Genomic DNA, 16,499 nt, shown 5'->3' with positions numbered 1-16,499 from the left:
GAGCTACTCAGCAGGGTTCAAGCTACTGTAACTTATTAAGCATTGGTAACGCGAGCGCGTTCAATGACTGGTTTTTCTTGTTTAGGCTGTCTAGATTTTGCTTGGTTGTCGATGATGTTTTTCAACGCAATCAAGAAGCCAACACCAATAAAGGCACCCGGTGGAAGCAGGGCTAGCAAGAAGCTGTTATCAAATTGGAATATCTGGATTCGTAACACAGAAGCCCAATCACCAAGAAGCAGGTCTGCACCATCAAACAGAGTACCGTTACCAATAACCTCACGCATTGCACCTAGTACAACCAGTACCGATGTCATGCCAAGACCCATCCAGAAACCATCTTGAGCAGCAGGCAGCACTTCGTTTTTAGAAGCGAAGGCTTCAGCTCGGCCAATGATGATACAGTTGGTTACGATCAGTGGGATGAAGATACCCAAAGACAGGTAAAGGCCATATGCGTAAGCATTCATCAGAAGCTGGACACAGGTTACCAGTGATGCAATGATCATTACGAATACTGGAATACGCACTTCTTTTGGTACGTGGTTACGAACCAAAGAAACGGCAACGTTCGAACCGACCAATACAAGCAGAGTAGCAATACCCAGCCCAAGTGCGTTGGTCACCGTTGAAGACACAGCCAACAGAGGACATAAGCCAAGAAGTTGAACTAGGGCAGGGTTGTTAGCCCACATGCCATTTTTGATTAGTGTTTTATGGTCACTCATTATTCACCACCACAATTTAGAGGTTGAGCAAGCAATGCTTGGTTGTTTTGGTTAACGTACTGAACCGCTTGTTTAACTGACTTAACGACCGCTCTTGGCGTAATGGTCGCGCCAGTAAATTGGTCAAAATCACCACCGTCTTTACGAACCTTCCAACGGTCTAGATTAGAATCCGTGACTTGCTTACCAGCAAACGAAAGAATCCAATCACTCACACGCAGATCAATTTTATCACCCAAGCCCGGAGTTTCTTGGTGAGAAAGCACGCGAGTACCTAAAATCGTACCGTCGATTTTCATTCCAACAATGACTTTAATCGCGCCATTGTAGCCGTCTGGTGCAATCGCTTCGATAGCAATCGCGCTTGGCTCACCATTAAGTTTAGCGATGTAAGCTGGCATCGCTTGCTCAGTACCAAGCTCTTCTTCTTGAACTAAAGTACAAGACGAAAACAGTGCGTTGTCGTGAAGATCGTGCGGGATCACTTGGTTAAGAACAGACAGTAGTTGAGCCTGTTCTTGCTGTTTGATCTGATCTTTGGTCAGGTAGTGAGTCACCGCAACCAAACCAGTTGAAGCACACGCAAAAATCGCGAGTACAAGGCCGTTTTTCTTTATAGCATTTAGCATGGTATCCGCTCCTTAGTGACCGTACGTACGAGGTTTGGTGTAGTAGTCAATCAGTGGAACACACATGTTGGCTAACAATACAGCAAACGCCACACCATCGGGGAAGCCACCCCAACTGCGGATAATAAACACTAACGCGCCAATCAGGGCACCAAATACCAATCGACCCTTTACTGTCGTTGAAGCTGAAACCGGGTCGGTTGCAATAAAGAATGCACCAAGCATGGTTGCGCCAGACAATAGGTGAATAGTTGGAGAAGCCGTTTCACCCGGAGTTAGGATTAAGAACACTAGGCTAAACAGCGCAAGGCTGCCGATGAACGCCACAGGAATATGCCATTGAATCACGCGTTGCTTGATAAGTACCAAGCCGCCAACTAGGTAAGCAAGGTTCACCCATTCCCAACCTACGCCAGCTAGCCAGCTGAATTGCGGTTGAGACAGAGCTTCAGACGCTGTGTTACCTGCCGTTAATGCCGTTTTGAATGCATCAAGCGGCGTTGCCATTGTGGTGCCATCAATACCAAGGCGTGCTTGTTGAAGAGATAAACCTTCGTTATTGAAACCCGTAAAGATCATCAAGAAAGAGTCAACAAAGCTTGTTGCTTCTGCCGTTAAGCTGGCTGGAGCATTCCAACTGGTCATTTGAACTGGGAATGAGATCAGCAACACAACGTAAGCCACCATCGCTGGGTTAAATGGGTTTTGCCCAAGCCCGCCATATAGGTGCTTTGCAATAATAATCGCGAAGAACATACCAATCACTAGAATCCACCACGGTGAGTGTGGAGGAATAGCGACACTGAGTAGCCAAGCGGTCACAACAGCACTGTAATCACGCAGCGCCATTACTGGCGGGCGTTTTCTTAGCAGCATTACGGCTGCTTCAAAGGTAACAGCAAGTGCGATAGCAAATACTAACTGGATGAGCGTACCCCATCCAAAGAAGTAGGTTTGAGCTAGTAGACCTGGCAATGCACAAATAGCTACCCATTTCATGAGATCTGGGGTGCTTCTACGATTGTGTGCGTGCGGTGAGCTGGCGATAAAGAAGGCCACTACTCTTTCTCCTCATTGTTCTTTTTATCTTGCTCTTGCTGCGCTTTTCTTGCTTTAGCACGAGCAATTGCGGCAGCAACGGCTGCTTTCTTAGGATCGACGGGTTCTGATTGAGCCTCAGATTCAACCACAGTCTCTTTTTCAATTAATGGTTCAGCCACGGCTTCAGAAGCGATTTCTGGTGCTTCAACCTGTTGAGCTTTTTTCGCCTTAGCGCGCGCAATAGCGGCAGCTACAGCCGCTTTTTTAGGGTCGGCTGACTCTTGTTGAGCATCAGCTACTACTTCGATCACTGGTTCAGGCGTTTCTGCTGTCTCAGTCTGTTTCGCTTGCTGAGCTTTCTTCGCTTTAGCGCGTGCAATAGCGGCAGCAACAGCCGCTTTTTTAGGATCGACTGACTCTTGTTGAGTTTCAGCTTCATCTTCAATTACTGGCTCAGACGTTTTTGCTGTCTCAGCCGGCTTCGTTTGCTGTGCTTTCTTCGCTTTGGCGCGTGCAATGGCCGCAGCAACTGCATCTTTTTTAGCATCGCCAGAGCTTCCAGTTGGAGCTTCACTTTCTGTTTGAATAGCCGATTCCGCTTGCTGTGCTTTCTTGGCTTTAGCACGAGCTATTGCGGCAGCAACGGCATCTTTCTTGGCATCACCAGTACTTTCAGCTGGAGCATCAGAAGCTGATTCCGCTTGTTGTGCTTTCTTCGCTTTGGCACGAGCTATTGCGGCAGCAACGGCATCTTTCTTGGCATCACCAGTACTTTCAGCTGGAGCGTCAGAAGCTGATTCCGCTTGTTGTGCTTTTTTCGCTTTAGCGCGTGCAATCGCAGCAGCAACTGCGTCTTTTTTAGCGTCGCCAGTACTTTCAGCAGGAGCCTCAGAAGCCGATTCCGCTTGTTGAGCTTTCTTCGCTTTAGCTCGCGCGATAGCTGCAGCAACGGCATCTTTCTTAGCATCACCAGTACTTTCAGCTGGGGCATCAGAAGCTGATTCCGCTTGTTGTGCTTTCTTAGCTTTAGCACGAGCGATAGCGGCAGCAACAGCATCTTTCTTGCCATCACCAGAGCTTTCAACCGGAGTGTCAGCAGCTTGTTGGGCCTTGCGTTCTCGAGCTTGTCGTTTACGTTCTTCACGTAGCTTCGACATTTCAGAGTTGTCTGGCTCAGCACCGTCTGCTTTCTGAGCAGCTGCTTGTTTCGCTTTTGCTTTAGCAATCGCAGCTGCAACCGCAGGTTTCACTGTTGGCTCTTCATTTGGAGCCTGATCAGCAGCGGCTTTTTGTGCTTTAACACGAGCAATCGCAGCAGCAATTGCATCGTCACCGTCTGCCGCTTTCATGTCTTTGCGACGGTTATCCGCAGCTTTCTTGAAACGGTTTTCGCGTTCTGCTTTGTCACGCTCCATACGAGCGTTTTTCTCTTCGAAACGAACCTTGGCACGCTCTGCGGCGGTTGCTTCGTCTTTTCTTGTTTTGATTTCGGCTTTCGCTTGGCGATAGTACTGAACAAGAGGGATTTCACTTGGGCAAACAAACGCACAAGCACCACATTCAATACAGTCTTTAATATTTAGCTCTTCGCACTTGTCCAGCTCATTGGCTTTAGCGTGCCATTGCAGCTGTTGAGGCAGTAGGGAGGCAGGACAAGCTTCGGCACAAGCACTGCATCGAATACATTCCATCTCGTAAGTGCTTGGTGAAATCTCACGACGCGTTGGCGCTAAAATACAGTTCGACGTTTTAGTGATTGGCACATTGGCATGTGGCAAGGTGAAGCCCATCATAGGGCCGCCCAAAATCAAACGCGGCAGCTTTTTATCGGCCTTGTAGCCAAACTCCTCAAGCAACTCATGTACAGGCGTGCCTAAGAGCGCCCAAACGTTACGAGGTTGCTTAAAGGTCTTACCGGTTAAAGTCACAACGCGGTTAACGACAGGTTCGCCGTCGATTACTGCTCTCTTAATCGAGTAGAGAGAGCCGACGTTTTGAACCAAAACACCGATGTCAGCAGGGATGCCGCCAGCTGGAACCTCTTTATTGGTGAGGATCTTGATGAGCTGTTTCTCACCACCAGAAGGGTATTTAGTTGGGATAACGCGAATGACGATATCTTTGTCTTTCGCTGCAATCTCAAGTGCTTTTATCGCGTCTGGCTTGTTGTCTTCTATGCCGATAACCGTCAGCTTTGGCTGAAGGATGTGTTCAACTACTTCGATGCCTTTTAGTACTTCTTCGGCATGTTCTTGAAGCAACTTGTCATCAGAGGTGATGTAAGGTTCACACTCAGCAGCGTTGACGATCAAAATGTCAGTACGGCCAAGGCCTGACTGAAGCTTTTTCGCAGTAGGGAAGCCTGCGCCGCCCATACCTGAAATACCAGCTTGGCGAATCACATCAAGCAGTTCGTCTGAGGTCTTTGTTGAAAAGTCTTCAACTGGGTGTTTTTCAATCCAAGTGTCTAAGCCATCAGGTTTAATGACTACACTGAGTTCGCTTAAGCCCGAAGGGTGAGCGGTAGTTCTTGGTTCGATAGCAGTAATCACACCCGATGTTGGTGCGTGTACTGGCAAGGTAAAACCTGTGTCCAAGGCTGTCAGTTGTTGGCCTTTTAGTACGGTGTCACCCGCAGCAACCAATAAGTTACCTGGCTTACCGATGTGCTGTTTTACAGGAAGAACGATTTCTTCAGGAAGCCTTGCATGAACGATGTCAGTGGTATTGGACTGTTTCTTGTTTTCAGCAGGGTGCACGCCGCCCGGGAAGTTCCAAATAGAGCCCGTGCGAATTTGTTCAATTAAAGAGATCATACTAACCCTACGCCTTAGGCTCTGACGCAGCCGCATCAGTCGCTTGGTTAGTGATATCAGTAACAGGAATGATATTCATCTGCCATTTCCAATTTTCAGTCGTTGTTGCCACTGGAATCATTTCGATACAGTCAGTAGGGCACGGTGCGACACATAGATCACAACCTGTACATTCATCTTTGATTACTGTGTGCAGTGCCTTGGTTCCACCAACAATGGCGTCGACAGGGCAGGCTTGAATACACTTGGTACAGCCGATACACATATCTTCATGAATGAAAGCAACGGTTTTTACTTTGTTATCTAAGTCATGAGCGGAGTCTTCAACTTCTACGCCCATTAAGTCTGCTAGCTTTTCAATGGTTGCTTGACCGCCTGGAGGACATTTGTTGATCTTGTCTCCGTTAGCGATCGCCTCTGCGTATGGGCGACAACCTGGGTAGCCACATTGGCCACATTGAGTTTGCGGTAAAATGGTATCGATTTGATCAACGATAGGATCGGCTTCTACTTTAAAGCGGATAGAAGCAAAGCCCAAAATAGCGCCAAAAACAGCGGCTAAAACGGCTAGCGCAATGATCGCAATTAAAATGGTACTCATGCTTATTTCACCAACCCAGTAAAGCCCATAAATGCCAGAGACATTAGGCCTGCTGTGATCATCGCAATTGATGCGCCTTTGAATGGCATTGGAACATCAGCAACCGCAATACGCTCACGCATCGCAGCAAATAGGATCAGAACAAGAGAGAAACCCACCGCTGCGCCGAAACCATAGATGATCGACTGAATGAAGTTGTGGTTTTCATTGATGTTCAAAAGTGCCACACCTAACACCGCGCAATTAGTGGTGATAAGAGGTAGGAAGATACCCAATAGGCGATAAAGAGTCGGGCTGGTTTTGTGAACGACCATTTCCGTAAATTGAACAACCACCGCGATAACCAAGATGAAGCTCATGGTACGCAGGTATTCAATACCCAGAGGGGTAAGGATGTAGGTTTCTACTAGGTATGCAGATACCGACGCTAACGTCAGAACGAAAGTCGTCGCGAGGCCCATGCCAATCGCAGTCTCCAGTTTCTTGGAGACTCCCATGAAAGGACATAGCCCTAAAAACTTCACTAGCACAAAGTTATTGACTAGCACTGTGCCAACCAACAACAAAAGGTATTCGGTCATAATGGATTAATTCTTGAGATTCCGATCCCGATATTATCCTGCTTTGCTCACCTAATAACAACCAAGGATCACTAGGGATTTAGACACTTGGTGAAAAAATCAACGAGTAAACGTTTGATTAAGATAGATCAGGTTAAGTATAGGAGGGTATTTGATGGGAATGAAAAATAAGATTAACCGAATGATAACTCATCAAATCAATCCTATTTTCTTTGTTGTAAAAAGTGTCAGGAATCGAAAACACTCAGCCCTAGTAACTGCTAGCTTTATGAAGCTACGCTTTTAGTGCCCCGAGTATTCTTAACTGATGTTTCGAACCGAAGCTCTGCGCACCAGTATTGGCATAAACAACTTATGTTCTGATTGTTCTTTCGGTTCATCGCTAGCGAGTTGAAGAGATAACTTAACCGCTTGATTTGCCATAACTTGAATTGGGTAGCGAATGGTCGTCAATCTAGGGTAAATGAAGCGCGCAATGTGGCCATCATCAAACCCAATGACTGATATGTCTTCTGGAATTCGAATGCCGTTTTCTTGCAGCAGTGCCAAGCAGCCAGCAGCCATGTAATCGTTATAAGTGGCAATCGCTGTGATGTCGGTGTTTTTAGCCATTAGGTTAACCATGGCTTGTTCACCACCTAACTCATCAGGCTCGCCGTATTCGATGTATTCGTCACTAGGTTCAATACCGTTATCTTTCAGCGCATCTAAATAACCTGCTAAGCGATCATGAGCATCTTCAATGTTGTGACTCGAGCAGATGTAACCGATGTGCTTGTGACCGTTTTTAATCAAATACTCAGTTGCTATGTAAGAACCGCGGCGGTTGTCGAGAGCAATACAGCGGTTTTCGATATCGGGAACAATTCGATTGATAAGAACCAAGCCGGGCACTTCATTCGCCAGCTTTACCAATTCCTCGTCGCTAATGCCCTTGCTATGAACCACAAGTGATTCGCAGCGACTGTTGATCAGCAAGTTAATTGCATTGCGCTCTTTGGTTGCGTCATGATATCCACTGCCAATCAGTAACTGTTTTTCTTGTTCACTTGCTACGGTATCAATGGCTTTGATCATCGAACCAAAGAAAGGGGCAGAAACATCATTAACTAACACACCAATCGCGTTTGAAGACTTGCTGACCAGTGCACGAGCGTTGGCATTTGGGCGATAGCCAAGCTTCTCCATTGCCGCTTTTACTGCCGTAATGGCGGTTTCACTGGTGTGAGGCGCATTGTTGATCACTCGAGAGGTGGTCGCAATTGACACGCCTGCTTCTTTCGCAACATCTTTAATGGTAGCCATTCCGCTCTCTTATTCTAAATTTAACGCTGTGTGGTGGTGATGGTTGGACATTTAACAACGGATACTTAGGCAATTCAAACACTAAACGCTAAATATGACGGGGTTTGAGGGTTTATTTGGGGTTGTTCGACAGTTTAAAAATGAAAAGCCAAGCTCTTAGGTTGAGCTTGGCTTTATAGTCACATTGGCGTGTGAATTAAGCGAATCAGGACATCGTAAAACCAAGCGGATTCAGGCTGAGCCGCGGGTTTAATTTTGCTTATGATGTGCTTTTTAGTGCTACCTGATAACGGTATTGGTTATCAGTGAGTTGGAATTCTTGATGGACACTTGGGCTCCAAGAGTCATCACCGCCAACGCCCATATGTTTATGATCAACACGTACGTAGATTTTCTCTTCTCGAGTGAGATCATTGGTGTGTTTGGCGTTCGTCAATTGTTGCTGACTGTATTGACCGACACTGAATGAGAAGTCGCCTTCGACACTGATGTTACCGACGTTCAAATGCTTAGTGCTACAACGCAAGCCACTGTCTGTTGGGAAGATATAAGGCGTGTGCATTTGATCTAGGGTTTGCTTGTGTAACCCAAATCGAGCAGCGGCTAAACGGTCAGGGTAGTTTTCAAATGGCCCTAAACCTTGCCATGCAATCTGTGTTTTATTTGCGGTTTCGATTGATAAAGGCAGTTCCATTTCAAGACCAATACGTGGCATTGGGGGTAAATGGTCGGCTAGGGTGACATCAACCGCAATGTGCATTTCACCTTGATTGTTTAACGTGTACAGCCATTTTGTCACAGCTTGGATTTGACCATTAAACTGGTAAGCGAACACAGAAGTCACTTGCACTGAATCCGCGAGACCTTGCATAACAAAGCTAGTACATTGACGTTCCCATTGACCAATTCCCGCGAGCTCCCATCGACAAGCCCATGCGTTTGGGTCGATGTTGTCTATTTCGCTGATGCCAATGTCGTTATCAAGTGGCGCGCGATAGAAATTATCTTCAGGGGCTTTAAGTACCTGAGGTTGTCCATCGACAATCCAGTTGGTGAGTAATCCACTTTGTGTATCCCATTGCCATTGATGTGTTTCATCTAGGCTAGACACCATAACGTGATTGTCGTTTTGTTTCACTTGAGGTGCGAGGGCGTTCTTCGGCTCAGGAATTTGTAATCCAGCTTGGTTACGCAAGGCAAACTGTTCAGTTGCACAAACATGGCCTTCTTCCGCCCATTGGGTTGCATGAGTCAAAGTAACATCTGTGTTGAGGTGATATTGGGCCTCTGTTTTTGGTGCGAACGTAAGATTTATTTCAAGAGCTTGCGAGCTGTCTGCAGCAATCGATAAAACTTGCTGGCCCGATTGAATCGCGATGCCATTTTCAAGCAATTGCCAGTTCAGTGTTTCATTGTCGGTCGCACGGAATAGGTTTTCGTTGTTCACAGTTATGCGGACTTGGTTTTCAGTTTGCTCATCCAATGTCACGCTGATCATTCTTTGGCAGTACTTCGCCTCTTCTAAGGTTGGATGTACGCTGCGATCTGGGAAGATCAAACCATTGATGCAGAACTGACGATCGTTGATCGTGTCACCGAAGTCGCCACCGTATGCCCAGAAGTGTTCACCGTTTTCATCCCATTGGCTAAGACCTTGGTCAACCCAATCCCAGATGAAACCGCCTTGCAGGCGAGGGTACTCTCTGAATGCATCCCAGTAATCGTTAAAGCTGCCTAAACTGTTACCCATTGCATGCGCGTATTCGCAAAGGATCAGTGGGCGTTGCTCATTAGGCAAAGAAACCCATTTCTTGATAGACCATTTCGGAACTGCATCGTCTTCGATAGTGCTGTTAACGCGTGCGTACATAGGAGCAATGATGTCGGTTGCTGTGGTGTTTGAACCGCCGCCTTCGTACTGAACTGGGCGAGAAGGGTCATACTGTTTCGACCATGCGTACATCGCATTGTGGCTGCTGCCGTGTCCGGACTCATTCCCCAAAGACCAAATGATAATTGAAGCGTGGTTTTTATCGCGCATTACCATTTGTGTGTAGCGACTCATATACGCGTGTGCCCATTGTGGATCGGCAGATAATCGGTTCATCGGCTGCATGCCGTGAGTTTCGATGTTCGCTTCATCACACACATATAAACCGTATTCATCACACAGCTCATACCATCGAGGGTGATTAGGGTAGTGAGCCGTGCGCACAGCATTGAAGTTGTATTGCTTCATTAAGCAGATATCACGAATCATATCTTCTTCCGTCATTACATGCCCAAGCTCTGGGTGATGTTCATGACGATTCACACCACGGATCAATAGTGGTTTTCCATTTAGCTTCAGCTGACCGTCGGTCATTTCTACTTTTCGGAAACCGACTTGATAGGCTTCGCTTTCGATGTGGTTACCCTGTTCATCAAGTAAAGACACAACAACACGGTAGAGACTAGGAACTTCTGCGCTCCATTTTTTTGGCTCTCGTACATGAAGAGTCTGAAATACGACATCATCATATGTTCCGCGCTCATCAATGCGGCGATTGTGTGGACGGTCGATAATCGGCTCGGTCACCGTGTTCTCGCCTTCAAACAATTGAATCTGTACTTGGAAGGTGTCTGGAGCTGTAATTTTTGTCACGATAGACAGCGAACCATCGCGATAACATGCGTCTAAGTCTGGTGTAACGAACACATCTTCAATGCACTGCTTTGGTTTTGCTAGTAAGATGACATCACGGAAAATACCGCTTAGCCACCACATATCTTGGTCTTCAAGGTAACTACCATCACACCAACGCATCACCATTACTGAAAGGGTATTGTCGCCAACGGTCAGATACTGAGTTAGGTCAAACTCGGCAGGCAAACGGCTATCTTGGCTGTAGCCAACCCAGTCACCGTTACACCAGAGATGAAAAGCAGAATTTACACCATCGAAGATAATACGTTGTGTGTTTTCTAAATCTTGTTCCGTTAATGTAACTTGAGTGCGGTAACAACCGGTTGGGTTGTCCGCTGGAACAAACGGTGGATTCACTTCAAATGGGTATTTTACGTTGGCGTAAATCGGCTTATCGTAACCTTGAAGTTGCCAGTTAGCAGGAACGGTTATTTCGTCCCATTGCGAGTCATCAAAACTCGTTTCGATGAACTCACCGTTAACGTGTTCCGGTGCATCAAAGTATTTGAACTTCCATTGTCCATTAAGAGATTTACGTTGTGACTCAATGCCCTCTCGAGCGTGTTCGAGGCTGCGGTAGCTTGATAATGGGCTGTGCGCATTTAGGCAGTGGATATTCACAGACTGCGGGTTTTCCCAATCGCGTCTTTGGATGATGTTTGAAAATGCCTTCATGGTATTCCTACTCTTAAAGTGTTCAATATTGATAATTATTCTATTGAGTCACCACTTTCTTAAGCTGTGGTGACCGCTGTTCAAATGGTTTGTATTACGTGTTTCTTTTGCTACTCAGCGAGTTGTTTTAATAAATAATCTTTCGCTTGTGGCAAGCCCTGTTCAGCCGCTTGGTTAGCAACAAATGCGGCTTGTTTGACGTCGTTATTATCGAGTGCTTGATCAATTTCTTGTTGAACATCCAACCATTGTGCTTGTTGGTTCGTTTCGACAGGTGATGGCTGAGAACCTAAGGTTTCAGGTTGAGTATTTGATGAAACACCAAGCTCAGCCAAGAGCGTCAAAACCGTACTGTTTGTAGATTTGCTCGCCGTAATATCAATGATCCCAACACTGCTAAATGTGGCGGTTAGAGGCAGTTGCTTATTGCCGATGATTTGCTGAGATTCTGAATACAGTTCTTCAGGGTGAATACGACTGATAGTGCTGTCTAATTTGGTGCTATCGGCACTCACCACAACATACTGTGCATTGTCTCGTTGCGGCATCAGTGAAATGGATACCTCAATTCTTTCTAGTCCTTGCATAGCGGTTGGGTAATAAGTGAAGTCGTTCGCGCGGTACTGGCCGAGCAGTTGCCATTGCTTATCAAAGATATAGATCGATGGAGCGAACAAGGCATCATCTTTTATGTATGAGCGTACTAGCAGTGATAGCGATTCTGCATCGTCACTAATTTGATATGCGGTCGTTGGAAACCGTTGGTTATTTGCTGCTACGTTTTCATTCAGTATTGAAGCGGACAGGGTCGGCAAATCACCGTCCATGATGACTTGCTGGTGGAATGGAATAGATAATTGAGTGACAGGTAGCGCGCTGAGTTGAGAACAACATGCACTGCTATTGAAATCAGTATTGAGTTCTTGTTCTGGTATTCCGCTGCATGCGCTTACAGTTAATGCCGCGAGAATGGCTACCAATGATTTTAATTTCATCTGATTACTACCTTTGTAAAGGGGGAACCATTGGCTTCCCCATTAAATTGCTATTCCAGTTTCAAGCGCCAACTCAATGGTTGAATTGACGCTTTGTTTCTGTGTTTACCACCAAGTTTCTACGTTGAAACCAAAGGTAATCTCATCGACGGTCTCTGCATTGATGCTCGTCGCCGTGCCATACACTTCGTTACCACGGTCCCATTCGTTGTTGGATTCAGAGTACGTCGCAAAAATACGAATAGATGGACGAGCCCATACCCCTTTTCCAGCTTGGAACATTTGAGCCACGGTCACTTTATACATATCGTTGGTGCCCGAGCCATTTTGAGCTTCTACCGTTTCGTAACCCACTTCTAATGCTGTCGACATGTAATCTGTCCAAGCATATTGAGGACGAGCTCCGACACTGAACCACTTCTCACCATCGTTGTTATCTAGGTTTTTATCTTGATAAGCGATGGAGTACATCACTTGAACATCTTCACTGATATTCAAATCACCGTGGTTAAATAGGCGCCAGCTAGAGCCATCGTGTTCCACACCCGTGCTGTATTTTCTGTTTGATCCACCTTCAGCACTCATTAACCCGCCTGCCAACGCATCGGTACCGTATTGGAAGGCCAAGGTGTTTGAGCCGTAGTTCCAAGCTTGACGGTAAAGAGCAGAGAGCATTGCGCCAGAAGTAGTAATGTCTTTATCGTCGTAGCTTGAGTTCTGCGTAGTTACGTAGTTTAGGCCGAGTGTTAGGTCCGCAGTTTCACTCAGTTCAATGCCACTTAAGCGGGCATCGATGTTATGAAGGCTGCGTCCATCGTCACTTGAAGAGTTTGGTGCCATCCAAGCTAAGTGAGCATCAGCAAAGCCGAGATCCCAATCTTCAATACCAAGACCGGTGCTGGATGTATCCCAGTACTTCACATCTATCATGTGGACTTCGTGGCGACGGTAAAAACGTTCACCTGCCCAAATTTTTGCGTTGGGTTGGCCGTCGATAAGCCCATGGCCTGCTGACCAAAGCTGAATCGTACTCACGTCTCCCCAGCTATCACCACTACCTAGATAAATCGTGGTGTCAAAATAAGCGTCATTGTCACGCCATACATCGGCTTTCACACCCGCTTCCCACCAATTTAGTTCATTACCTAAACGGTAGTTACCGTAACCTTGGCCAGCTCGAATAACGTCGTTTCGTTCTCCTTTTCCGTCGTTATGTTGGTCATTGTCGGTGTAGATGTTGCCCCATTTTGCATAACCAAAATACGTTACGTTCTCCACTGCAGCGAAGCTGACTAATGGGGCGAGGGACAGAGTGAATCCTAATGCTTTGACTAGCATTTTTTGTTTCATGAAGTGTCTCCATTATTTTTATTTATGGATATTTTTATGTTTGAGTCCTAACTCAAGCGAGAGTGTAAATAAACTCTGGAAACGTTTTCATGATGAGGTTGGCATTTTTATGCTATTGATGGGTTTGTGATTATTTTGTGTGATTTTGATCTGATTATTGGGCTTGTAGAGGCGGTTTTACGCAAGGGTTTGTGATTTTTAAGTGGAATCGTTTTCTTTACTCAGTGCTGTGCGGTGGTTTAGAAGGAGTGATGATGCTGTTGTTTGTCTTGAAAGTAGAGGTGAAGTGGGCGTGGTGTGCTTTGAGTGTCAGTTGTTCGAGGGCTTTGGGGGAAAAGCAGCCCAGTTAATGATAACTGGGCTCGTGAGACAAGGAAGTAAGTATCAAAGCAAATGCAGCAGCATGGCTACAAGCATTGTGTTCTGTACCGTCAAGCTGGAATGTAAAAGTTAGGACCCAGAGAGACACTTCATAGATGTACTCGAAGATCTAAGAATACGAGTGTGATGTGATCAGTTCAAGAGGAAATGTATTTTAGCGTATGTGTTAGTGGGGGATTTGATTTAATGTACTGAATTTAAAGGGTTAAATAGCCGTTAATTATCGTTTTATATTGCTTTATTTTGAGTGGAAAGTTCAATTCTACCTAGAGGTTCGTGATATGAGATGGAATGGTGGTCAGTCTAAATCTTTGAATTAGGTGTTATTTACCAAAGTTATCAGTCCTAAATTTTTACTGGAAACGTTTTCATGATTTCGAGTTTGATCACAGAAACTCTGGGCTCAATAATTATGATACGGGGTAATTAAACGCGTTAAGGTTAAAAAAATGACGAATAAATCCCTAATTGATATTACCGGTAAACACTCGCAACTGATTGTAGAACTTGGCGATTTTGCCGAAATTCTTCATTGGGGAGTCCCCGTTCGTGGTGATTTAGCCAACTTCCGTGTTTCTCTTGAAAGGCCAGTTCCATATGGCCGTCTTGATAATGATGTTGCAATGTCACTGAGTCCCGAGCTCGGACGTGGCGTTTTCAGCAGTCCTGCACTGGAAGGGCACCGAGATGGCATGGATTGGGCGCCTGTTTTTTCTATTACGGAGATTCAACAGACGCCATCGAGCTTACTCATTGAGAGTGAAGACCTACGAGCTGGCTTACGTTTGACAACGGAGCTATGCCTTGATGAATATGACGTCGTTAAATCCCGTCACACGCTAACCAATATTAAACCTGGGCTTTACCAGGTGAGCCGTCTGGCAAATACCTTGCCGTTACCTGCTAGAGCCAGTGAGCTCATGACGTATTACGGCCGTTGGGTTCATGAGTTCCAAACGGTGCGTCAACCCTTACAACAAGGCGGGTATCAACAAGAAAACCGTCGCGGACGAACGTCTCATGAGCATTACCCTGCAATGGTTGTCGGTACATCCAACTTCAATGAAATGAACGGTGATGTATGGGGGATTCACTTCGCTTGGAGTGGAAACCACAGATTACGTGCTGATGTAAAAGCAGATGGTCGTCGCTATGTGCAAGCCGAAGTGATTTATCTACCGGGCGAGATCGCATTGGATGAAGGCGAAACCTTAACAACGCCTTGGCTTTACGCGAGCTTCAGTGCTGCTGGCTTAAATGGAATGAGTCACCAATTCCATTCACACGTACGCCACTCAATTTTGCCTGAATCTTTCGTACAAAAACCTCGACCTATCCACCTGAATACCTGGGAAGGTATCTATTTTGACCATGACCCTGATTACATTATGTCGATGGCTAGCCAAGCAGCTGAGATGGGAGTGGAGCGCTTTATCATTGATGACGGCTGGTTTAAAGGGCGTGACGGCGATAAAGCCGCATTAGGCGATTGGTTCTTAGATGAAGAAAAATACCCTAATGGTTTAAAGCCTGTCGTTGAACACGTGAATCAATTAGGTATGGAATTTGGCTTGTGGTTTGAGCCAGAGATGATCAACAAAGATTCAGACTTATATCGAGCACATCCTGATTGGTTGCTGGCGGTGGACGGTTATGATCAGCCGACAGGGCGCAATCAATATGTTATCGATCTCCAGAATCAGCAGGCATTCGACTTCTTGTTTGAGCGCCTTGACCATTTTTTGAGCCAATACAATATCGCTTACATCAAGTGGGATATGAATCGAGAAGTTGTACAACCTGCACACTTAGGCAGAGCGGCTGCTCACCAACAAACGGCTCGCTATTATGAGCTGGTCGACAAAGTGCGAGCGAAGCACCCAGCAGTCGATATTGAATCTTGTGCAGCGGGTGGTGGACGCATTGATTTTGAAGTCCTTAAGCGTACACAACGTTTTTGGGCATCTGATAACAATGACGCTCTGGAAAGACAAACGATTCAGCGTGGAATGAGTTACTTTTTCCCGCCAGAGGTGATGGGAAGCCATATAGGAGCAAGCCACTGCCACAGTACTCGTCGTCGCCATAGTATTGAATTTCGTGGGCTCACGGCGCTTTTTGGTCACATGGGTATTGAATTAGATCCTGTGAAAGAAGTCGAAGAAGAAAAACAGGGTTTTGAACACTATATTCGTTTACATAAGATGCTACGTCCATTGCTGCATAGTGGGCGAACCTGGCGAATTCCGGCAGACGATAACGCTCATCAAATACATGCCGTGGTGTCAGAAGATACATCAGAAGCTGTTGTTATGGTGGCACAACTGGCGATGCCAACTAATTCATTGAGTGGGCACTTACGAATCCCTGGGTTAGATCCGCAAAGTATCTATAAGGTGTCTGTGATAGACAAGCCTGCTAATTACAGCGACATCGCTAATTATCAACCACCTTGGACGGAATCTGGTTGCGAGCTGTCTGGAGCATGGTGTGCTGAGGTTGGTTTGACAATGCCAATCCTTGATGCTGAAACCGCGATGTTGATTAAGTTTGAGCGTATCGATTAACTCATATAGATAATTTTGAAACCCATGAACCGCACAAGGAGACTTGTGCGGTTTTTTATTGCCATTAACAACGTTACTTTTGCTACGAAAAAATGAATCGAGCTCGTTATTTTCAGTAAGAATCCATGTTGATAACAGGTCGTA

Annotated in this window: 11 protein-coding genes; 1 reads left to right on the top strand and 10 read right to left on the bottom strand. The window is 46.0% G+C overall.

What is annotated here, in order from left to right; all coding sequences use genetic code 11:
• Positions 1–35 precede the first annotated feature (35 nt).
• The 10 genes from FLM53_RS03040 to FLM53_RS02995 form a co-directional block, all read right to left on the bottom strand.
• The gene (locus tag FLM53_RS03040) at positions 36–728 is read right to left on the bottom strand and encodes an electron transport complex subunit E (RefSeq protein ID WP_076656929.1); all 693 of its coding nucleotides are present in this window, start codon (positions 726–728) and stop codon (positions 36–38) included.
• Positions 728–1,357: an electron transport complex subunit RsxG gene (gene rsxG / locus FLM53_RS03035; protein ID WP_176680196.1), complete on the bottom strand. Its 630-nt coding sequence runs from the start codon at positions 1,355–1,357 to the stop codon at positions 728–730. The genes FLM53_RS03040 and rsxG overlap by 1 nt, the downstream gene beginning before the upstream one ends.
• 12 nt (positions 1,358–1,369) lie before the next feature.
• Positions 1,370–2,416 (bottom strand): electron transport complex subunit RsxD, encoded by a 1,047-nt coding sequence (gene rsxD / locus FLM53_RS03030; protein WP_017631119.1) that lies wholly within the window; start codon positions 2,414–2,416, stop codon positions 1,370–1,372.
• Positions 2,416–5,214 (bottom strand): electron transport complex subunit RsxC, encoded by a 2,799-nt coding sequence (rsxC, locus tag FLM53_RS03025; protein ID WP_176680195.1) that lies wholly within the window; start codon positions 5,212–5,214, stop codon positions 2,416–2,418. The genes rsxD and rsxC overlap by 1 nt, the downstream gene beginning before the upstream one ends.
• A gap of 7 nt (positions 5,215–5,221) precedes the next feature.
• Complete coding sequence (gene rsxB / locus FLM53_RS03020; RefSeq protein ID WP_048611571.1) at positions 5,222–5,815, bottom strand: electron transport complex subunit RsxB; 594 nt, start codon at positions 5,813–5,815, stop codon at positions 5,222–5,224.
• A gap of 2 nt (positions 5,816–5,817) precedes the next feature.
• The gene (gene rsxA / locus FLM53_RS03015; RefSeq protein ID WP_004734039.1) at positions 5,818–6,396 is read right to left on the bottom strand and encodes an electron transport complex subunit RsxA; all 579 of its coding nucleotides are present in this window, start codon (positions 6,394–6,396) and stop codon (positions 5,818–5,820) included.
• Positions 6,397–6,696: 300 nt separating this feature from the next.
• Positions 6,697–7,701, bottom strand: coding sequence for a substrate-binding domain-containing protein (locus tag FLM53_RS03010; protein WP_176680194.1), 1,005 nt, complete (start codon positions 7,699–7,701; stop codon positions 6,697–6,699).
• A 259-nt stretch (positions 7,702–7,960) separates the two neighbouring features.
• A complete protein-coding gene (locus FLM53_RS03005; RefSeq protein WP_176680193.1) occupies positions 7,961–11,062 on the bottom strand; it encodes a beta-galactosidase in 3,102 nt (1,033 codons plus the stop codon).
• Between the two features lie 110 nt (positions 11,063–11,172).
• Complete coding sequence (locus FLM53_RS03000) at positions 11,173–12,057, bottom strand: MalM family protein (protein ID WP_176680192.1); 885 nt, start codon at positions 12,055–12,057, stop codon at positions 11,173–11,175.
• A gap of 105 nt (positions 12,058–12,162) precedes the next feature.
• Positions 12,163–13,407, bottom strand: coding sequence for a carbohydrate porin (locus FLM53_RS02995; RefSeq protein ID WP_136973539.1), 1,245 nt, complete (start codon positions 13,405–13,407; stop codon positions 12,163–12,165).
• A gap of 830 nt (positions 13,408–14,237) precedes the next feature.
• Between FLM53_RS02995 and FLM53_RS02990 the strand changes: the two genes are divergently transcribed.
• Positions 14,238–16,355 (top strand): alpha-galactosidase, encoded by a 2,118-nt coding sequence (locus FLM53_RS02990; protein ID WP_176680191.1) that lies wholly within the window; start codon positions 14,238–14,240, stop codon positions 16,353–16,355.
• The last annotated feature ends 144 nt before the right edge of the window (positions 16,356–16,499 follow it).

It is taken from the genome of Vibrio sp. Scap24 (assembly GCF_013394185.1).
Taxonomy (GTDB): domain Bacteria; phylum Pseudomonadota; class Gammaproteobacteria; order Enterobacterales; family Vibrionaceae; genus Vibrio; species Vibrio pomeroyi.
This window is presented reverse-complemented; position numbering and strand designations above follow the sequence as displayed.